We start from the raw sequence: 17,661 nt of genomic DNA on the forward strand, positions 1-17,661 counted from the left end.
TAGAATATGAAACACGCGTTAAGGTAACACTACATTAATGTCCGCTTTGACGTGACCATTTCGCTTTTAGCAGGATCGTGCCACATGTACCGTTATGATATTCATGACCAGACGCTGGTTGATGAGCGTGTCGTCCAGTTTCGTGACCAGATGGATCGCTACCTGGCAGGACGCTTGGGAGAAGAAGAGTTTCGTCCGCTGCGGCTGCAAAATGGCCTGTATATCCAGCGGCATGCACCGATGCTCCGGATCGCCATTCCCTACGGCATGCTCGCAAGCTACCAGTTACGCTCGCTTGCCGATATTACCCGTCGTTATGACCGGGGTTATGGGCACTTTACGACCCGGCAGAATCTTCAGTTGAACTGGCCTGCGCAGGAAGATGTGCCGGATATCCTGGCCGAGCTTGCTAAAGTGCAAATGCACGCCATCCAAACCAGCGGTAACTGTATCCGCAACACGACCAGTGACCAGTTCGCCGGTATTGCTAACGACGAAGTGGAAGATCCGCGCCCTTGGTGCGAGCTAATCCGCCAGTGGTCGACGCTACACCCTGAATTTGCCTATCTGCCGCGCAAGTTCAAGATTGCGGTAACCGGAGCGGCCAAGGATCGTGCGGCTATCCAGGTTCACGATATCGGCCTACGCCTGTGGCGCAATGAAAAAGGCGAACTGCGCATCAAGGTGCTCGCTGGTGGTGGTCTCGGTCGTACGCCGATGATTGCTGAGGTAGTGCGTGAAGACCTACCCTGGCAGCATCTGCTGACCTACCTTGAAGCCTGCGTACGCGTTTATAACCAGTTTGGTCGTCGGGACAACAAGTTCAAGGCACGTATCAAGATTCTGGTCAAAGCGCTAGGCATTGAAGAGTATCGCCGCCGCGTTGAAGAAGAGTGGGCACATTTAAAAGATGGCCCGCAGACGCTTAATCAGGCAGCGGTTGATGCCGCTAAAGGCCACTTCCCTGAGCCGGAACGTCGCCCGGTAGCCGAAAGTGCTGTGGTTGATTTTGAACGCTTGCGCAGTGAAAACCGCAGCTTCGCACGCTTTGTGACCAATAACGTTACCGATCACAAAGTGCCTGGCTATAAGGCGGTGACACTGTCGCTCAAGCGTCGTGAACACGCCCCAGGCGATGTCACTGCCGATCAGATGGATACCGTGGCAGATTTAGCTGATCGCTATAGCTTTAGCGAAATGCGCGTGACCCACGAGCAGAATCTGGTGCTTTCCGATGTTCCTGTCGATGAAATCGAAGCGCTGTGGAACGAGCTTGAAGCGCTGGGCATGGCCAACCCTACCGTGGGTACGCTGAACGACATTATCTGCTGCCCTGGCGGTGACTATTGCAGTTTGGCCAATGCCGTTTCTATTCCTATTGCCCAGGCGCTGCAGGAACGTTTCGAAGATCTGGATTTCCTGTATGACCTGGGGCCGCTGGATCTTAATATTTCGGGCTGCATGAACGCATGTGGTCACCATCATGTGGGCCATATCGGCATCCTCGGTGTCGACAAGAAAGGTGAAGAGTTTTACCAAATATCGATTGGTGGCAATGCCACCGACGATGCATCACTCGGCAAAATCCTGGGCCCCTCTTTCTTCCGCCAGGACGTTCCGGACGTGGTTGATAAGGTGTTGCAGGTTTATGTTGCCGAGCGTCATGAAGATGAGCATTTCCTGGACACCTATCGCCGGATTGGCCTGAAACCTTTTAAAGAGCGTGTGTATGCCAAATAACGTGGATACCCCGACTGAAGAAACGCTGAACCCGGTGCACGTTGATCACCTTCTGCTTAACGGAGAACTGGCCGCTGAAAACGCTTGGTGTGTTTCTTACGACGACACCCATCTTCCTGAACAGCGTCCGGCATTTGTGCCGTTAACGTTATGGCAGGCGAACAAGCAGGATGCAGAGCTTGCTCCGTTACTGTTGAGTGACACCGAGCTTAACGCTGAGCTGGCAGCTGAACTGAATCCGCTGCCTGCCGTGGCGATCGACTTCCCAAGCTTTACCGATGGCCGTGGCTACTCAACCGCTCGCCTGCTGCGCGAACGCTTTGGGTACGCTGGTGAAGTACGCGCCGTCGGTGATGTGCTGGTTGATCAGCTCGACTACATGCGCCGCTGTGGCTTTAATGCCATGGCGCTGCGCGATGATCAGCACCCTGACGATGCGCTACGCCTACTCAATTCATTTAGCGTTCGTTATCAGCCCGATGTAGAAGAGCGCCACGCGCTCTTTGAACGCCGCTTGGCAACCAGCCAGTAAGCCGCTGAAAAGAACCGGCCAGGGAGGAATACCCTGGCCGGTTTTTATTCTGAAAGGGGCTTTTAAAACGTTTAAACGCGGCGTCGCCTACAGCTTCAGACGAAGATGGGAAGCTACTTCATCTATCAGCGAAGCGGGCACTCCATGCTCGTTCGCTAATACATTCCACTGTGCAACGTGCTCAACGGTTTCGTCGATCATGGCGTTGATTTTTGACCGGGTAAAACGTGGGCTAAGCTTTTCAAGTGAGTAAAAATCGTCTCGCGTAAAGTGATCGCGCTTACCGTTTAAGCTCATCCAGTGATTGTTAATCCACCGACTTCCCGGTTTATAGCTATACGCAAGGTCATAAGCTGGCGCGAGTGCCCATCGCTCTTTTTTCAGGATAAAAGCAAAATTTTTGGCATGATCATCATGGTTTCGCGCCACGATGTTAAACACCATACGTCTAAAAAGCTGGTCGGCCTCTTCGGCAGAAAGGCGCAGCTGCCTTGCGATGCCAAATAGCTCTGCGTAAGAGAAAGAACCAGGTTTGTTGTAATCCACGTGGGCGATGCCATTTAGCGTCTGCACATGCCGCTTTTGATTCTCGATACGGTCAAAGCGCTGGGTTATAAAGTGTCGGCGTTTACCTTCTTGCAGCAATTGGCTAGGCATCATCTCGATACCGCAGGATTTTGCCAGCCGATAATACACATACTCCATGGCACCATAACCCAGCGGGTCACCAAAAACCTCACGGTTTTGGTTATGCTCACTTACGCCATCAAATTTCATTAAGTAGTGCGTAAACCCTTTAGGCACATCCGCCTGGCCTGAACGCACCTCGGAGAAATCCTGGTTAAATGCCAGCACGGCTTTGGGCCGAGCGCCGCCAGCACTCATTCCCACCGAAAGCAGTGCCATCATCGCTTCGCGATCGTCCTGGCCCTCTTTCGCAAGTTCAACGGAAAAATTCGCACGGTTATCCAGAATTTCCTGAGCAATGCCTACCAGTGAGGCTATTTCTACTTGGCTTGAGGCATTCAGGCTTTTTAGCCGCGTAGCGGGCGTATACTCAAGGGCGCCCATGCCCCGCTTGCCGGTATATTGAAGTCGCTGAAGCGGCGTAATATCGCTGGCCTGTCCCCCTTTGCTGGCAATCCAGGCGTTTAATACCGCGTTGCCAAAATCATCGGGTAACGAGTCGGCAATTAATCCAGGCAGCCCTTTAAAGGTTTTAAAATCAAGTTCAGGGAACGCATATATTCTGTTGGCTAATGGCATCTTCAGAGGAGAAAGTTCAATCCCCTTTTTCACAAACGACGTATTGTACTCAAACGCGCCTTGTCCGGTACGCGTATCGAAACTAACAGCGCCTACGTAGTGCTCCATGCAGTGAACATCGACAGCTTCCATTACCATTCAAACGTCCCCTCTTCATCCGCGCTACTCTGCCCTGAAGTACTCTGTCCAGAAGTACTCTGCCCCGAAGCACGCTGGCGTTGCCTCCCCTGGAGCTTGGAGAGCTGTAAGGGCGAAATCATCGGGGGTGGCAAGAAATAATCCAGCTGTGAGGTCACATTCAGGGCTATCATAATAGCGACGAGCGCCTCCAGCTGAACTTTGCCTTTTTCCGCATTCAGCACCACCTTTCTGGACAGCCCCGCACGCTTGGCCACTTCCAATTGCGTCATATCCTGGTTAAGGCGTGCCTGCTTCAAGCGCTGCCCCAGCTCTTCCGCAAGAGCTGCAGGCGACATGTCGTTAATGCTCATAAAGTCCTCTAATAAGCACTTAAAAGCGTAAAAATCTCTTTGTGTCCTTATAATAGCACATTAACGCAAGCAATTTTCAAAGTGCTATTATGTGGACCTTAAGGTCTGCAAAGAAGCATTAAGTGCCCTTTTGGGCACTTAATGAGATGATAGGTGAAGGAAGTAAGAAAATAGAAGAGAGATAACTAAATCCTGATTAACCGCGCCTTTTTTGCTGGCGCTCACGGTTATTGGCTTTCGCCCGCTGGCTTTTGCGCAGCATCACCCACGTAGCGCCAAGCCCGCCTTCGGAAGGCTGGGCAGAGACATACGCCTGGACCTCTTCAAACTGGCCAAGCCACTTGGCTAGGTAAGAGCGCAGCACGTTGGCTGGGCTGTCCAGTTCGCGCCCTCTTCCATGCACAATCATGACCGAACGCAGATCATGCGCATAGGCTTCCTGAATATACGGGAACAGCATGCGGCGACATTCAGCCAACGGCCGACGCAATAAATGAAGTTGTGCCTGTACGCTATATCCTCCATGCCTTAATTTATCGACAACGCCCTGCTGAATGCCTTCTCGACGGTATTCGATAGGATCAAAAGGGGGCAGTAAATCAACAAAGTCATCGGATAGAAAATTACGTTCACTAAGCTCTTCTTGAGCGCTTTCTCTGCGTGCAAGCTGTGCAGCAGAAGGCTTCCTCCGGTGATTACCTGCGTCGGCCTGATTACTACGTGCCAACGGCGTTACATCACCCACAGAGGCTCGGAAATCCATATCATCACGAAGTGGCTGGTTCATTGCAGGCTCCTCCGATAAGGTCTATCCCTATCCTAGCAAACCATATCGTATTGCTTAAGCAGATTACTCAACACTTGCTTAAGGTAGAACGGCACGCCAGGCTATCCCACTCACGTTTTTAAAAGGGCAACGGATGGGCTGGGTTAAAAAAACAGTCGCTCTGGCAGGTTTATTACTGCTGTCAACGGCCACATGGCTATGGCTAACCCTGTTAAGTCCCTGGCTCTATTCCCCGCCTGATGAGGTGCAAACGGTAGAGCAACGCACACATCAGTTGTTTGTGTATGGAACGCTACGTTATCCACTGATTCGCTGGTTAGTCGCTGGCAGTTTAGGCAGTCCAGAACCGGCGGTCCTTCCAGGGTATCAGCGTCACGATCTGGACGTCGCTCCCCAGCCAGGTAGCCACGTCGAAGGCCTAAAATTAACCGTGACGCCGGAAGCGTTAAGGCGGCTTGATCGCTATGAACGCTTGGGCGTTCGGTACGAGCGCGTTAATAAACGGTTAGCCGATGGAAGCGACGTCTGGGTTTACGTCAGATTACCCGAAACCAGCTACCATCTTTTAAAGCCATCTCCTGCCAAGTACATAGCTCTGATACCATAAGGCATCAGGCAGGGCTTTTATCGGCGTTCTTCCAGGACCAAGGAAAATTTATGAGTAACACCACCCCTTACGTATTGGTTCTTTATTACTCTCGCTCAGGGGCGACGGCCGACATGGCCCGTCAATTGGCTGCAGGTATTGAAAGCATTGCGGGTATTGAAGCGCGTTTACGCACGGTGCCTCCAGTTTCAACAACTTGCGAGGCCGTCGCGCCGGAAATCCCTGAGGAGGGAGCGGTGTATGTTGAACTTGATGATCTGCGTAACTGCAGCGCGCTTGCCTTGGGTAGCCCCACGCGCTTTGGCAATATGGCCGCTCCCTTAAAGTATTTCCTGGATAGCACAAGCAGCTTATGGATGAACGGTGCTTTGGTCGATAAACCAGCTTGTGCATTTACATCGACCTCCAGTCTACACGGCGGCCAGGAAAGTACGCTGCTGACCATGTTAGTGCCTTTGTTGCACCACGGAATGGTCTATGCAGGTATTCCCTATAGTGAAACGGCCCTGTTAAGCACCCAAGGCGGAGGCACGCCTTACGGTGCCAGCCATTTGGCAGGCCCGCGTAGCGACCGTTCGGTAGATGAACATGAACGAGCACTATGCGTGGCACAAGGCAAACGACTGGCTAAACTAGCAGTAGCGCTTAATGCCATGCGCCAGGGGACATCATGAAGCAGTGGCTAACTAGCCTGGAGCAGCGCCACGGCATAAATACGTTAACACTGCGTGCTCGGCAGTGTGTATTGATCAGTTTTACGCTGCTCTTGCTGCTGGTTATTTATCGTGGCTTTACATTGCAAAGCGATACGTTTGATTGGCGGCCTATAGTGGCCTTTATTTTACCGCTGGTGCTTTTTTTACCTTCCATTCTTGGCCAGCGTGCACGTGGCCATGCCTGGCTCGCCTTTGTCAGCCTTCTCTACGTTACACAAGGTGTCATGCTAGCCGCTGTACCCGGGCAAACGGTGCATGGCATTGTGGAAGCGCTCGTATCGCTGGCGCTTTTTGTAGGTTGCATGGGGTACGCACGTTTTCGTAGCCAACAACAGCGCCAAACAGGTAAGTGAACGTTTTGGGCGTTATCTAAAGAGTGACGAACGTTATTAAAATTCAGGGTATTATTAAAACTTAGGGAGTTCCGCTAATGACTCGCAACATAGCCGACATTCGGCGTGATTACGAAGGTGGCAGGCTTGATGAAACCCATGTCACTCAAGGGCCTTTCGTGCTGTTTGATGAGTGGTTTAGCCTGGCCATGGAGAAGGAGGCCAAAGACGCCAATGCCATGACGCTGGCAACAGTGGATAGCCAAGGGCGGCCGCATGCACGCGTTGTATTGCTGAAAGGATTTGATGAGCAAGGTATGGTGTTTTACACCAATTATCATAGCCATAAAGGTAGTGAGCTGAGCAATGTGCCGTTTGCGGCAATGACGTTTTGGTGGCCATCACTTGCTCGCCAAGTGCGTATTGAAGGTTCCGTCGAACAGGTTGCGCCGGATGAATCGGATGAGTACTTTGCCAGCCGCCCTCGCGGTAGCCAGTTAGGCGCCTGGATTGCAACGCAAAGCGTTGTCATTCCTGATCGTAACTGGATTGAGGAGCGTCAGAAGCGCTTTGAACAGGCCTATGAGGGGCAAGAAATCCCGCGGCCCATCCATTGGGGCGGCTACCGCCTGCAACCTGACATGATTGAATTTTGGCAGGGCCAGCCCAGCCGACTACATGACCGTATACGTTTCGAGCGTCGCGATGGTGGAGAGTGGAGCCAGTTCCGCTTGGCCCCATAACCCCTATAAAGATCGCTCATTATTGTTCAGCGCAGGTCTGTTTCGGTGATACGTTAATTAGGCAGGCCTGCTGTAGTGGTGATGTAGAGGTGGTGCACTTGGCCGAGTTAATCGGGCAGACTTTCCAGGCGAAGGCGCTGCCACTCGCTTTCGGGCTCATTTAAGCGCAGGACAGCATCAATCACCTGTTCTTCCATGTTATAGCGGCACGTGAACCCCAAGTGTTTCATTAACGCCCGCATTGGGTGGTTATCGACCATGATTTTGCCTATCATTTCGAGCGTACCGATATGCGTGCAGTAATTGACCATCTTCTTCATCAGCAGGCTGCCAATCCCAAGCCCTTGTAAATCATCGCGGATGATCACCGAAAACTCGGTGCGTATATTGTCAGGGTCGTTCCACACACGCACAACGCCTAACATCTCTTTACGCCCATCTGCGTGCTGGTGCTCGGCGATAAATGCCATTTGTCGATCATAATTAATATGTGACAAAACCGATAAATCACGTTGAGTAAGGTTGGACTTATTGTGGAAGTATCGGAAACGAATACTCTCTTCCGATAGCTGACGGTGAAAGGCGGTGATTAAAGGCGCATCTTCGGCCCTGATGGGGCGTACCTCTACCTGCCAGCCGTTTTTCAGTGTTACCCACTCTCGCAACTCTTCCGGGTATGGCATGATGGCAAAGCGCGCAGGCGTGCCTAAATCCATCGCAAAATCCACCGCCAGCATGCCATCACGATTAAGCAGTAACGGGTTGATCTCCAACCCTCGCAGATCCCCCAAATCAGATGCCATTTGCGAAAGCTTGACTAACAGCTGACATAGCCGCTGAATGTCGCGCTCAGGTTCAGCGGAGTGCTCACGAATTAAAGAGGCTGCGTGCGTCCTGCCGACGACGTCGGCCGCCAGGCTCATGTTCAACGGCGGCAGAGCGACCTGGCGGTCTGCCAAAATATTGACTTTATAGCCGCCAATACCAAACACAATCAGCGGGCCGAAAACCGGGTCGCGGGTAATTCCGGCACAAATCTGCATGGAGTGCTTACCCCGCTGCATAGGCTGTAAGCAGAACTCGCGAATAGTGTACTGGGGAAACTTCTCACGTACTTTATCACCCAACTGATGTATCCCTTGCGCCACTTCAGCAGGCGTTTCCAGGTCTTGTAGCAGCCCGGCAGACATTTTATGGGGGTGTTTACGGTATCGGTAAGGCCGACAATTACCTTCATGAACCACTTTCAGAGCCATCGGCCCTTGGATTTTTTGGGCTGCGGACTCGGCCTCTTCAGGGTTGCTCATATACACACTTGGCGCCGTAGGAATACCATACGCTTTAAGTACCTGGGCTGTTTCTGAATGGCTGAGTGTCTTTCTCCCCTGCTCTTTTGCCTGGGTGATCAGCGACCGACACTGGGCACGTATTTCCGGGCTGGTTGAAAATGGCAGGCTAGGTGGAATTTCATGCAGCAAGGCTTGAACACGCTGGTAAATTACCATGTGCATGAAGGCCTTAACGGCTTTTTCCGGGGAAATGTAGGTCGGTATACCCGCGATGTTGCAGAGATGGCGTGCATTCAGGGCTTCCTTCAGGCCCATCCAACTGGTCAGCAAGTTACGCCGAAATTTTTTGCGATTATCAATTAGTGCTTGAGCCGTCATCGCTGAAGGTGCCAACCGTGTTGGGGCATGGACCACCAGCACCGCATCGACATTGGCATCGGCGGCCACAATTTCCAGCGCCTCAACAAAACGCGCGGGGGTTGCGTTGCCACCCAAGTCAACCGGGTTTTCGCCGGGCTTACTTATATCGACTTGGCTTTTATGTAGCGCCGCTTGGGTTTCCTCGCTAAACACGGCAAGCTTACCACCTGCGCTAACCAGCTTATCAATCGCCAGCATGGCTGGACCCAAGCCATTAGAAACAATGGCTAACCGATCACCGCGTAGTGGCTTCATGCGCGAGAGCGTTTCCAGAGCATCCAATAGCTCATCAGAATCGTCGACCCTTACCACCCCAGCGCGTGCAAACGCCGCATCGAAAACAACATCACGATTAGCAATACCCGGCGTAGGTGCCATCCCCGAAATATCGGATTGCGGCGTACGGCCGCTTTTAATGGCAAGTACCAAGCGGTTACGCGAAGCATCGCGTACAGAGGTCATAAAATGTTGTGCGTCATTCACCCTTTCCAGGTGTAATAAGATGGCCTGAGCGGGTGAAAACTGGTTCACGTAGTCGATTAAATCCGGCAGCAAAACATCGACACTATCCCCCACCGTAATCAAGTGAGAGAACCCCACATCGCGTCCAGCGGCCCAATCAATCATGGCGTTGGCAAGCATGCCCGATTGGCCCAGGTACGCAACACGGCCCGCTTTGACAGGCTGGCTGGCGTAAGAGGCATTCAAACGCTTGCTTGGGACGATGACACCCATGCACTCTGGGCCCAACACTCGAATACCTGAGGCGATGGCGGCTTTTAACATCCGCTCACGAATAGAGCCGGTATTGTCGCTATCGCGGTCCAGGTAGGCGCCTCCGGAAAGCACCAACGCGGCTTTCACTCCAGACTCGCCCAAGCGTTTAATTAATTTGGGAACGCCTTTAATCGGCGAGCAAACAACCGCCAGGTCCGGCGCTTCGGGCAAGTCCGCTACACTGCTGAAACAGGGCACGCCGAATACCTGGTCATAACCTTTTGGATTGACCGCCCACAGGGTGCCTTTAAAGCCCCCCTCTTGCAGGTTATTCAGCACTAACCCACCCAGCGAGGCCGGTTTTTCAGAGGCGCCAAACACGGCTAGCGTGCGAGGTTCAAAAAAATGATGCAAAAAGCGCGTACTCAAAATTGAGCCTCCCCTGAAGTAAATAACGACGGTGTACGACTTATTGACACTGTCGCGCAAGCCCCAGAGGCGATTAAGGTGGCCTCAATACAATGGAGCGCTTGAATGATCACCTCTTACCTTACCCATCCAGACTGCTCATTGCATCATATGGGACCAGAACATCCTGAAAGTCCACAGCGTCTGGAAGCAATTCGTGCTCGCCTTTCACTTGCCGGTTTATTACAGCAGACCATGCAGTCTGATGCCAAAGAAGCCAGTTTTGAGGCGTTGGCAAAAGTACACCCGCCCCGGCACCTTAATGCTTTAGAGAAATGTGTGCCTACTGAAGACATTGTCGCGCTGGACAGCGAAACACTCATGAATCCGGATAGCTTAAAAGCTGCCCGGGTTGCTGCCGGGGCCACTATAAAAGCAGTCGATCAGGTGTTTAAGGGTCACGCTGATAATGTTTTTTGTGCCGTTAGGCCTCCCGGCCATCATGCCGAAGCAAGCGAGGCGATGGGCTTTTGCTTTTATAACAATATCGCCGTAGGTGCCGCCCATGCGCGTGACGTATATGGTGCCAAGCGTATCGCTATCCTCGATTTTGATGTCCACCAGTGTAATGGAACTATCGATATTTTTAAGGGCAGATCAGATGTCCTGATCTGTACAAGCTTTCAGTACCCGTTTTACCCGTGGCGTTATCTGCGTAGTGAGTGGCACAACGTTGTTAATACGCCGCTAGAATCAGGCACTGACAGCGCTGAATTTCGACGCCTCATTGAGCATCAGTGGCTACCCGCCCTTCATGCGTTTAAACCGGACCTGGTGATGATATCGGCAGGGTTTGATGCTCATCGCGACGATACGATGGCCGATATCTGCCTGGATGATGAAGACTATTATTGGATAACGCACCTAGCAATGGAGATCGCGGCACTTTATGCGGATAACCGCGTTGTCTCTGTACTGGAAGGTGGCTACGACCCTAAATCATTAGGAAGAGGTGTGGAGGCGCATATTAGAGCCTTGCTGGGGCTACCATTTTCAGAAGAAGGTTAAATATTCTGTACTCGCGAATACCCTGGCAGACGCTAACGCTATGTTACTATGGTCCCTATTGCTGTCTCTTATGTGACCATTATGACCGCCACTTCTGAAGAACATGCCGCACTGCGTATTGCCTCCGGCAGCAAACCGTTTGTAGAACCGCTTCTCTTGGGTGCGCGGCTCAAGCAGATTCGCTTGGCTAACCAATGGACGCTGGAAGATGTCAGCCAGCGTACCGGGCTAGCGCGCTCTACCCTTTCAAAGATTGAAAATGATCAAGTCTCGCCTACGTTTAGCGTCGTTCAAAAACTCACCACTGGGCTTAATATCGATCTACCCCAGCTCTTTACGCCGCCCAAACGTGAACGCTATACCATGGGGCGACGCGACTTAACGCGTAAAGACAAAGGGCAGCTACATCCAACGCCTACTTACGAGCATGAGTTACTGGGGCACCAGCTGGCTCAAAAGCGCATGATTCCCTTTAAAACCATTGTGCGCGCACGCAACTTTGACGAATACCACCAATGGGTGCGTCATGATGGTGAAGAGTTTTTGATGGTGCTTCATGGCGATATCATGCTGTACAGCGAGTTTTATGCTCCGCTACTGCTTGTTGAAGGCGACAGCATCTATTTTGATAGTGATATGGGGCATGCACTGGTGTCTACCAGTGCTGATGATGCGGTTGTTCTGTCCGTTTGTACCCGAGGCGATTTGGCTTAACATCCAGCCTATCTTCAACTTACCGCTTCTACAGACAGTTGGTGGGTTTAGGCAACCCGGCAAGCCGCGCTATACGTTTCGCAGGGCTGCCGGGGAAAAGCGACATTAAATACATCGACTTGCCCTTCTCTTCTCCCAGCGCATTCTTCGTGGCTTTTACCAAGGGACGCATAGCCGGCGCCATTTCATAGCGGTTATAAAAATCACGCATTACACCAATTAATTCCCAATGTGCTTCAGTTAATACGAGCCCTTCATCACTGGCCAGCATTTCAGCTACAGCTTTTGACCATTTCGACTGCTCTACCAAGTATCCCTCAGAGTCTAATCCAATTTCTTTATCTGAATCAAGATAACGGTATATTTTTGAATCCGACATATTAATACCACGTAACGATTTGAGGGTGGTGCTCAGTTAACGTAACGAATCCGTTCATATCAACCATAGGTAAGCCATTCGCTGTAACGGCAGCATTTAGGCCCCACGCCGCGACATCTTCTGCTAACAGAAAGATGCGTGACTGATACGCCTGCCAACCTTCCCAGTGCGTTTTCAGCGCCGCTTGTACACCTTCTTCCGTCAGTACTACGATATCCTCTTCACCAACGGCTTGCTGCATCTGTTGCGCAGCATCGCTATTTAGCGCCTTGGTTAAAATATGCAACATACTGAGCATCCCACTAAAAATTAAGTATTTGCGCGTACTGCTGAAGAAATCCAGGCATTGTTTTAGCTTTCAAAAACTGTACATCGTCTCGCAACGTGGATGCGGGCACTCCTAGAGTGGCCAAGGTCTCTTCGGTGGTCCAAAGCTGCTCGACATCGTACATCTCCAGCATATCGATGGTGGGGAGGCTGGCTTTCTGCCCTGGCGCCCCGCTGCCCTGCTCTTTTAATAACGCCATAGCGCCCTGCCCAAGGAACAGCAGGTCTACAGGCTGTCCAAATGCGGCCGCTACCAGCGCTGTATCCAGCCCTTCTCGCAGCAGGTTGGAGCCGTAAGGAGCATGACGAATGATAACCAGCAAGCTGTTTGACTCAGCCATTAGCTCTCCTGTTAGGCAAACGTAATAAAACGATCACAGCGCTGCTGTAAGGTTAACAACTGCCCTAGCCCGGTTAACTCAAAGGGCGCATCTATATTAAACGATGCTTTACCATGACGCAGCGCTTCCGCTTCACTTGCCAAGCCACGCCTTAGTGCCGCCGCTATGCATACGTCCAGGGGAACGTTATGCGCGCGGTGTAATTCGACCCAGGCATCGTGCAGGTTAAGTTCATCCTGGGGCGGGGCCATGAGTGAAGACGCGTTGTGCACCCCTTCATGATAAAAGAATACGCCTGACAAGTGGTGCCCCTGTGCCAACAGCGTACGAGCAAACCTTAAAGCAGAGTGTGGTGCGGGGCTGGTATACGGCGCACCCATCACCAATAAACCATACTCCATTATCGTCTCTCGAATCGGATAGCCAAAAAAAGACAGACCCTACAAGTAGGGTCTGTCCGGTTACCAGCTGACAACGCTATCGGTTAGTCGTTGCTCATGATACCTAAAATTGAAAGCAGGCTGATAAACAGATTGTAGATAGAAACATACAGCGTAACGGTTGCCAGAATATAGTTCGTTTCACCAGCGCGATGAATGATCTCACTGGTTTGATACAGGATGGCCGCTGAGGCGAACAGAACAAAGCCTGCTGATACCATCAGTGACAGGGCAGGAATGTTGAAGATCAAGCCAGCAACCATCGCAAGCACTAGCACAATAGCGCCAGCCAGCAGGAAGTTGCTTAAGAAGCTGAAATCCTTCTTGGTCGTTAACGCAACCGCTGAAAGGCCAAAGAAGGTAAGGCCCGTCATTGCCAGCGCATTCATAATCAGCGCGCCACCGTTAGGGAGCGTTAAATAGGCTGAAATGATGGGTCCCAGTGTGAATCCCATAAAACCGGTAAAAGCGAAGGTGGCCAGCAAACCAGCCGCAGAATTTGCCGTTTTATGTACCAAGAACATCAAGCCGTAGGCCCCAATAAAGAACACAAAGATGTTCATTTGTTGGATACCCATAGCCACTGATGCGCCAGCGGCCACTGCTGAGAAAAGCAGCGTCATTGCCAATAATGCGTAGGTATTGCGCAGTACCTTATTGGTGCTCACGCTGTTGGCAACACCACTGGATCGTGTTTGTGCCGTGTTTAGATCGTTATAAGCCATCTACGTATGCTCCCCAAATAATAGTGCTAACAATAGACCAGCATGCCGTTACCAAGTTCCAGACGCAAGTCCTTATCGCTTCGTTCATGTAAAGTACTCAACTTTTTTCTAACGAAAGAATTGACGGATTTGAATAGCAGCATCTTGCAGAAAAAACCACGACTGACGATATTGTCATCGCCAGTCGTGGTTTTTAACGCTCTATTTCTTCATCTTTTTTCGGCGGAGTCACCGCGCTGCTGGCGGTTTGGCGAATATCCTGCGAGGCATATAACCGGGCATCAACCACATGCAGCACTGCAAGTTGTACGAAAAGCACTGCAAAACAGATGATTAAAGCTTTGATCATGGCGGCTTTCCTGAACCAGGCTGGCGATAGCCAACCTTTTGCTGAATGCTAGCTTAAAGCAGGCTGAAAGCAATAGCGGCATTCGATAAAAACCTGCCATGAATAATAGCGCCCTATCCCTTGTCTACTGAGTAAACTCTTCCGTATCAATGTCCGCTTGCTGCGCTGGACTATACCGTTCACCGGCTACCTGATCAGGTGTCATCATTGAGTTGAGGTCACTGAGATAGTTTTTATCGAGCACCCAACTATCGGCTGCCAGGTTTTCACGCATATGAGCGATTGAGCAAGTCCCAGGAATGGGCACTATATGGCTACCTTGTGCTTTTACCCAGGCCAGTGCCAATTGGGCGGTAGTCACGTCAAGCGCTTGGGCTAGCGCCTGAAAGCGTGAAAGCACCGCTAGATTTTTAGGCAGATTGTCAGCGTTAAAACGTGGCATGTTAGCCCGCATATCACCCTCACCAAACACTGTATCGACCTGAATCGCACCTGCCAAAAACCCACGACCCAAGGGGCTAAATGCAACCATCGCCACATCAAGTGTTTGGCAGGCTTTGATGAGCGCAATTTCGGGGTTGCGTGTCCAGAGGGAATACTCTGACTGCACTGCTGCTATGGGATACTCCTTATGCGCTTTGGAAAGCGTTTTCGCTGAAACCTCCGACAGCCCCACACCGCCTATCTTGCCTTCATCGACCAACTTACCCAGTTCGCCGACACTCTCCTCGACGGGTACGCCGGGATCAAGCCGGTGCAGGTAATAGATATCGATATGATCAGTCTTTAAACGTGTCAGGCTTGCCTCACACTGTTGGCGTAGTATGTCTGGTCGACCATTGATAACCCGCTTTCCCGTCTCAGCATCAATCGCCATACCGCATTTACTGGCCAACAACAGCGCTTGGCGCTTGTCTTTTAAGGCATTGCCCAGCAAGCGCTCATTCGCCGTGGCCCCATACAGTGTCGCGGTGTCAAAGTGCCGATACCCCATTTCAAACGCTTCATGCAATGCTCGCAGGGCGTCTTTTTCAGACATCTGCTGACCATAACCATGAGACAAGTTCATACAACCAAGGCCAACAGCAGGCGAAGACACTTCTTTAAGACGCTGGAAAAACATCGACATAGGCATTCCCTGAAAGAAAATTTCTGCAGTACCGTTATGCCGTATAATAGTTAACAACTCAACGAACGAAAGCCCCACGGCATACCATGGGGCTTTCGGCAACGAACCATAAATTTCAGACGGCAGGTTTTAAAAAGCCTATTAACCGGTATGACGGCCTTGAAGCTTATCCAGTAGCCGATCAACCATGCCGACGCCCGGCCCGACGCTCTTATGAAATAGCTCAGAATGAGGTGCGCTAGGGTGCGGCCGTGTCGGCGCTAGCTTTTTGGCAGCGTCGACTTTATTCCCCAAGTCGATAAGTTCATCAACGGGTATATGATTACGTAGTTTGGGAAATTGGTCGGACTCTTCATCATCAATGTGATGGCGAAGCTGCTTTTCCATCTCTTTAATCAACGGCATAAACGAGGGGGCTGAGGCGTCGACATCCTCTAGCTTCTTCATCACCTTGACCAATTCATCATGCTCTCTCTTATCGTGCTCAACTTCATCACGCCCATTAGGAATATATTTCTCCATAGCAGGGTAAACATACATTTCCTCAGCAACGGCATGGCGCATCACTTCGGCAATAGCGGCGTCTATCAAGTCTCGACGCTGCTCGGGGTCGTTACTGCTTTCTACTTGGGCGAGTAGCTCCAGCATTTCCTGGTGGTCAGTCGTTAAAATATTGATGACGTCCAACCCGTTTCCTGTCTGGCCTTGCGTGTGGTTATCCATACCCTTCTCTCCCTCTTATTCAGAATCCATGAGCCGCCAGCTCCATTTCAAGCTAGCTCGCCTGATCGGTATTTCCAAGCTCACAGCCCGTGACCTAATACATGTTAAGAAGGTTTTTAAAACTGATTGGCAGGTGGCTGACGTCATATTCAAGCCGCACGCCATCAGCTACGTTATAAAAGGATTTCAAACCAGGGAGCGGATGATGACGACGTTTATGGTGTATCGAGCGGTTCAGGAAGGCGCTGAAATTGATGCCCAGCCTGAGTGGTGGGTCGTAGACTTGCGTGAGGAGGAAGAAAGAGATGGCGATTTGGTGCGCAAACGTTGTGCGACCAAGCCTGAAGCAGATGAAGCCGTTAATGAACTTAACAAAAAATATGCAACGACTTAGTAGTATCGATAACAGTACGACGGCTGAACATCCACCAGCCTGACAGCTGACAGGCTGGTGGACGATAATAATGTAGCAAGCAGAAGGAGGCCGCTATTTTTTACCCGTTAACGATCTAAGCAGCGTCTCAACCTGGTGGTCGCCCTCGCCTTCATTATCCAACTCCTCTTTCGCCAGCTCTTTTTTATTTCCCACGACGGCATTGCAGGCACTGCAGTAGATATTGTCATCTTCGTCTGTGTTTTCAGGGAAACGGTAGTCTTCGCTGCCACATTGGGCACATCGTTTCGGAAATGCCATTTAAACTTACTCCTTGTGTTGTGTGCGACATACCTTTACAGCTTAGCCGAAAGTGAATTAACTGCGTATGTGCACCTATAGCACATTCAGCGCCTAGCTCTCTTGTGGTGGATACGGGTTCTGCTTTAATAACGTGGCCAAGTGAACACAATTAAGCGCCAGGCCTGCCGTAGCGCTCTGAGTCGCTTCTGGTGTCTTCTCAAAATCCTTGAGGTCGACTCCCTGCATGGCTTCACCTACCCAATAGGTGCATGCGTTGGCAGGAAGGGTAAAACCAACGTCGTTTAGCCCCTGAAACAGCTCGGCAACAATATGATGAGCGCCATCTTCATTACCTACCACCACGACACCAGCGACCCGACCATACGAGACCATTCGTCCCTGCTCATCGGTTTCGCCAAGAAACGCATCCAGTCGCTCTAATACACGTTGACAGATACTGGAGTGATGGCCTAACCAGATAGGGCTACCCAGGATGAAGATATCGGCATCCAGAATCTGCTTTCGTATTTGCGGCCAATCATCACCCTCACCTTCATCCGATGTCACACCGGGCTTAATATTAAAATCCACAGCACGGATTTTCTCGCCAGTGACGCCATGGCGCTCAAGCGCTGCCAAGGTTTCGGATATAAGTCGATCACAAGAAGACGCTGCGGGTGACGCTTTAAGCGTACAGTTGATAGCCAAGGCTTTTAACGACATGGGTCTCTCCTTTTACGCG

The 17,661-nt window shown here is 51.2% G+C and carries 23 protein-coding genes; 9 read left to right on the forward strand and 14 right to left on the reverse strand.

All coding sequences use genetic code 11. The annotated features are described in order from the left end of the window. Positions 1-84 precede the first annotated feature (84 nt). A complete protein-coding gene (locus INT20_RS02885; protein ID WP_193053565.1) occupies positions 85-1,740 on the forward strand; it encodes a nitrite/sulfite reductase in 1,656 nt (551 codons plus the stop codon). Continuing rightward, the gene (locus tag INT20_RS02890; protein ID WP_193053566.1) at positions 1,730-2,272 is read left to right on the forward strand and encodes a DUF934 domain-containing protein; all 543 of its coding nucleotides are present in this window, start codon (positions 1,730-1,732) and stop codon (positions 2,270-2,272) included. The genes INT20_RS02885 and INT20_RS02890 overlap by 11 nt, the downstream gene beginning before the upstream one ends. Positions 2,273-2,359: 87 nt before the next feature. On the opposite strand, the gene INT20_RS02895 is transcribed toward INT20_RS02890, so the two are convergent. The 3 genes from INT20_RS02895 to smrA all read right to left on the reverse strand — a co-directional run bounded on the left by INT20_RS02895 (position 2,360) and on the right by smrA (position 4,816). Then, positions 2,360-3,676: a type II toxin-antitoxin system HipA family toxin gene (locus INT20_RS02895; RefSeq protein WP_193053567.1), complete on the reverse strand. Its 1,317-nt coding sequence runs from the start codon at positions 3,674-3,676 to the stop codon at positions 2,360-2,362. After that, positions 3,670-4,029: a helix-turn-helix domain-containing protein gene (locus INT20_RS02900; protein ID WP_193053568.1), complete on the reverse strand. Its 360-nt coding sequence runs from the start codon at positions 4,027-4,029 to the stop codon at positions 3,670-3,672. The genes INT20_RS02895 and INT20_RS02900 overlap by 7 nt, the downstream gene beginning before the upstream one ends. A 196-nt stretch (positions 4,030-4,225) precedes the next feature. Next, positions 4,226-4,816, reverse strand: coding sequence for a DNA endonuclease SmrA (gene smrA / locus INT20_RS02905; protein WP_193053569.1), 591 nt, complete (start codon positions 4,814-4,816; stop codon positions 4,226-4,228). A gap of 133 nt (positions 4,817-4,949) precedes the next feature. Between smrA and INT20_RS02910 the strand changes: the two genes are divergently transcribed. From INT20_RS02910 to pdxH, 4 genes are all read left to right on the forward strand, one after another. Next, positions 4,950-5,423, forward strand: a complete 474-nt coding sequence (locus tag INT20_RS02910) for a gamma-glutamylcyclotransferase family protein (protein ID WP_193053570.1) — start codon at positions 4,950-4,952, stop codon at positions 5,421-5,423. Positions 5,424-5,473: 50 nt separating this feature from the next. Then, complete coding sequence (gene wrbA, locus INT20_RS02915; protein WP_193053571.1) at positions 5,474-6,097, forward strand: NAD(P)H:quinone oxidoreductase; 624 nt, start codon at positions 5,474-5,476, stop codon at positions 6,095-6,097. Then, on the forward strand, positions 6,094-6,492 hold the full coding sequence (locus INT20_RS02920; RefSeq protein WP_172116646.1) for a DUF2069 domain-containing protein: 399 nt from the start codon (positions 6,094-6,096) through the stop codon (positions 6,490-6,492). The genes wrbA and INT20_RS02920 overlap by 4 nt, the downstream gene beginning before the upstream one ends. Positions 6,493-6,569: 77 nt before the next feature. Beyond that, complete coding sequence (pdxH, locus tag INT20_RS02925; RefSeq protein ID WP_193053572.1) at positions 6,570-7,214, forward strand: pyridoxamine 5'-phosphate oxidase; 645 nt, start codon at positions 6,570-6,572, stop codon at positions 7,212-7,214. Between the two features lie 107 nt (positions 7,215-7,321). On the opposite strand, the gene INT20_RS02930 is transcribed toward pdxH, so the two are convergent. Next, positions 7,322-10,069, reverse strand: coding sequence for a bifunctional acetate--CoA ligase family protein/GNAT family N-acetyltransferase (locus tag INT20_RS02930; protein ID WP_193053573.1), 2,748 nt, complete (start codon positions 10,067-10,069; stop codon positions 7,322-7,324). A 105-nt stretch (positions 10,070-10,174) separates the two neighbouring features. Between INT20_RS02930 and INT20_RS02935 the strand changes: the two genes are divergently transcribed. Further along, positions 10,175-11,116, forward strand: a complete 942-nt coding sequence (locus tag INT20_RS02935) for a histone deacetylase family protein (RefSeq protein ID WP_193053574.1) — start codon at positions 10,175-10,177, stop codon at positions 11,114-11,116. Positions 11,117-11,197: 81 nt separating this feature from the next. Further along, positions 11,198-11,830, forward strand: coding sequence for a helix-turn-helix domain-containing protein (locus INT20_RS02940; protein WP_172116650.1), 633 nt, complete (start codon positions 11,198-11,200; stop codon positions 11,828-11,830). A gap of 28 nt (positions 11,831-11,858) precedes the next feature. Here INT20_RS02940 and INT20_RS02945 read toward each other — a convergent pair whose 3' ends face one another. The 8 genes from INT20_RS02945 to INT20_RS02980 all read right to left on the reverse strand — a co-directional run bounded on the left by INT20_RS02945 (position 11,859) and on the right by INT20_RS02980 (position 16,243). After that, on the reverse strand, positions 11,859-12,209 hold the full coding sequence (locus tag INT20_RS02945; RefSeq protein ID WP_193053575.1) for a TusE/DsrC/DsvC family sulfur relay protein: 351 nt from the start codon (positions 12,207-12,209) through the stop codon (positions 11,859-11,861). Position 12,210: 1 nt separating this feature from the next. Further along, a complete protein-coding gene (gene tusB / locus INT20_RS02950) occupies positions 12,211-12,498 on the reverse strand; it encodes a sulfurtransferase complex subunit TusB (protein WP_193053576.1) in 288 nt (95 codons plus the stop codon). 13 nt (positions 12,499-12,511) lie between these two features. Then, a complete protein-coding gene (tusC, locus tag INT20_RS02955) occupies positions 12,512-12,877 on the reverse strand; it encodes a sulfurtransferase complex subunit TusC (RefSeq protein ID WP_172116653.1) in 366 nt (121 codons plus the stop codon). Positions 12,878-12,888: 11 nt separating this feature from the next. Further along, positions 12,889-13,278: a sulfurtransferase complex subunit TusD gene (gene tusD, locus INT20_RS02960; protein WP_172116654.1), complete on the reverse strand. Its 390-nt coding sequence runs from the start codon at positions 13,276-13,278 to the stop codon at positions 12,889-12,891. A gap of 83 nt (positions 13,279-13,361) precedes the next feature. Continuing rightward, a complete protein-coding gene (locus INT20_RS02965) occupies positions 13,362-14,042 on the reverse strand; it encodes a Bax inhibitor-1/YccA family protein (protein WP_172116655.1) in 681 nt (226 codons plus the stop codon). A 193-nt stretch (positions 14,043-14,235) separates the two neighbouring features. Further along, the gene (locus tag INT20_RS02970) at positions 14,236-14,391 is read right to left on the reverse strand and encodes a hypothetical protein (RefSeq protein WP_172116656.1); all 156 of its coding nucleotides are present in this window, start codon (positions 14,389-14,391) and stop codon (positions 14,236-14,238) included. Positions 14,392-14,515: 124 nt separating this feature from the next. Beyond that, the gene (locus INT20_RS02975) at positions 14,516-15,520 is read right to left on the reverse strand and encodes an aldo/keto reductase (protein ID WP_193056411.1); all 1,005 of its coding nucleotides are present in this window, start codon (positions 15,518-15,520) and stop codon (positions 14,516-14,518) included. Between the two features lie 141 nt (positions 15,521-15,661). After that, positions 15,662-16,243 carry a hemerythrin domain-containing protein gene (locus tag INT20_RS02980; protein ID WP_193056412.1) on the reverse strand — a complete coding sequence of 194 codons (582 nt, stop codon included), beginning with the start codon at positions 16,241-16,243 and terminating at the stop codon, positions 15,662-15,664. A 28-nt stretch (positions 16,244-16,271) separates the two neighbouring features. Between INT20_RS02980 and INT20_RS18030 the strand changes: the two genes are divergently transcribed. Next, a complete protein-coding gene (locus tag INT20_RS18030; RefSeq protein ID WP_226912001.1) occupies positions 16,272-16,637 on the forward strand; it encodes a hypothetical protein in 366 nt (121 codons plus the stop codon). Between the two features lie 93 nt (positions 16,638-16,730). Here INT20_RS18030 and INT20_RS02990 read toward each other — a convergent pair whose 3' ends face one another. Both INT20_RS02990 and INT20_RS02995 read right to left on the reverse strand, forming a co-directional pair. Next, positions 16,731-16,937: a hypothetical protein gene (locus tag INT20_RS02990; RefSeq protein ID WP_193056413.1), complete on the reverse strand. Its 207-nt coding sequence runs from the start codon at positions 16,935-16,937 to the stop codon at positions 16,731-16,733. Positions 16,938-17,030: 93 nt separating this feature from the next. Continuing rightward, the gene (locus INT20_RS02995; RefSeq protein ID WP_193056414.1) at positions 17,031-17,642 is read right to left on the reverse strand and encodes a flavodoxin family protein; all 612 of its coding nucleotides are present in this window, start codon (positions 17,640-17,642) and stop codon (positions 17,031-17,033) included. Positions 17,643-17,661 lie beyond the last annotated feature (19 nt).

This window comes from Halomonas citrativorans, from assembly GCF_014898005.1.
GTDB classification, from domain to species: Bacteria; Pseudomonadota; Gammaproteobacteria; order Pseudomonadales; family Halomonadaceae; genus Vreelandella; species Vreelandella citrativorans.

Bases quoted from the DNA above. Each gene is read 5' to 3' on its own strand.
- INT20_RS02940 (WP_172116650.1), top strand. From the start codon at position 11,198: ATGACCGCCACTTCTGAAGAACATGCCGCACTGCGTATTGCCTCCGGC.
- tusB (WP_193053576.1), bottom strand. From the start codon at position 12,498: ATGTTGCATATTTTAACCAAGGCGCTAAATAGCGATGCTGCGCAACAG.
- INT20_RS02900 (WP_193053568.1), bottom strand. From the start codon at position 4,029: ATGAGCATTAACGACATGTCGCCTGCAGCTCTTGCGGAAGAGCTGGGG.
- INT20_RS18030 (WP_226912001.1), top strand. From the start codon at position 16,272: ATGAGCCGCCAGCTCCATTTCAAGCTAGCTCGCCTGATCGGTATTTCC.
- INT20_RS02935 (WP_193053574.1), top strand. From the start codon at position 10,175: ATGATCACCTCTTACCTTACCCATCCAGACTGCTCATTGCATCATATG.
- tusC (WP_172116653.1), bottom strand. From the start codon at position 12,877: ATGGCTGAGTCAAACAGCTTGCTGGTTATCATTCGTCATGCTCCTTAC.
- INT20_RS02970 (WP_172116656.1), bottom strand. From the start codon at position 14,391: ATGATCAAAGCTTTAATCATCTGTTTTGCAGTGCTTTTCGTACAACTT.
- INT20_RS02975 (WP_193056411.1), bottom strand. From the start codon at position 15,520: ATGTCGATGTTTTTCCAGCGTCTTAAAGAAGTGTCTTCGCCTGCTGTT.
- INT20_RS02920 (WP_172116646.1), top strand. From the start codon at position 6,094: ATGAAGCAGTGGCTAACTAGCCTGGAGCAGCGCCACGGCATAAATACG.
- INT20_RS02995 (WP_193056414.1), bottom strand. From the start codon at position 17,642: ATGTCGTTAAAAGCCTTGGCTATCAACTGTACGCTTAAAGCGTCACCC.
- tusD (WP_172116654.1), bottom strand. From the start codon at position 13,278: ATGGAGTATGGTTTATTGGTGATGGGTGCGCCGTATACCAGCCCCGCA.
- INT20_RS02965 (WP_172116655.1), bottom strand. From the start codon at position 14,042: ATGGCTTATAACGATCTAAACACGGCACAAACACGATCCAGTGGTGTT.
- INT20_RS02980 (WP_193056412.1), bottom strand. From the start codon at position 16,243: ATGGATAACCACACGCAAGGCCAGACAGGAAACGGGTTGGACGTCATC.
- INT20_RS02910 (WP_193053570.1), top strand. From the start codon at position 4,950: ATGGGCTGGGTTAAAAAAACAGTCGCTCTGGCAGGTTTATTACTGCTG.
- INT20_RS02895 (WP_193053567.1), bottom strand. From the start codon at position 3,676: ATGGTAATGGAAGCTGTCGATGTTCACTGCATGGAGCACTACGTAGGC.
- wrbA (WP_193053571.1), top strand. From the start codon at position 5,474: ATGAGTAACACCACCCCTTACGTATTGGTTCTTTATTACTCTCGCTCA.
- INT20_RS02885 (WP_193053565.1), top strand. From the start codon at position 85: ATGTACCGTTATGATATTCATGACCAGACGCTGGTTGATGAGCGTGTC.
- INT20_RS02990 (WP_193056413.1), bottom strand. From the start codon at position 16,937: ATGGCATTTCCGAAACGATGTGCCCAATGTGGCAGCGAAGACTACCGT.
- INT20_RS02945 (WP_193053575.1), bottom strand. From the start codon at position 12,209: ATGTCGGATTCAAAAATATACCGTTATCTTGATTCAGATAAAGAAATT.
- INT20_RS02890 (WP_193053566.1), top strand. From the start codon at position 1,730: ATGCCAAATAACGTGGATACCCCGACTGAAGAAACGCTGAACCCGGTG.
- pdxH (WP_193053572.1), top strand. From the start codon at position 6,570: ATGACTCGCAACATAGCCGACATTCGGCGTGATTACGAAGGTGGCAGG.
- smrA (WP_193053569.1), bottom strand. From the start codon at position 4,816: ATGAACCAGCCACTTCGTGATGATATGGATTTCCGAGCCTCTGTGGGT.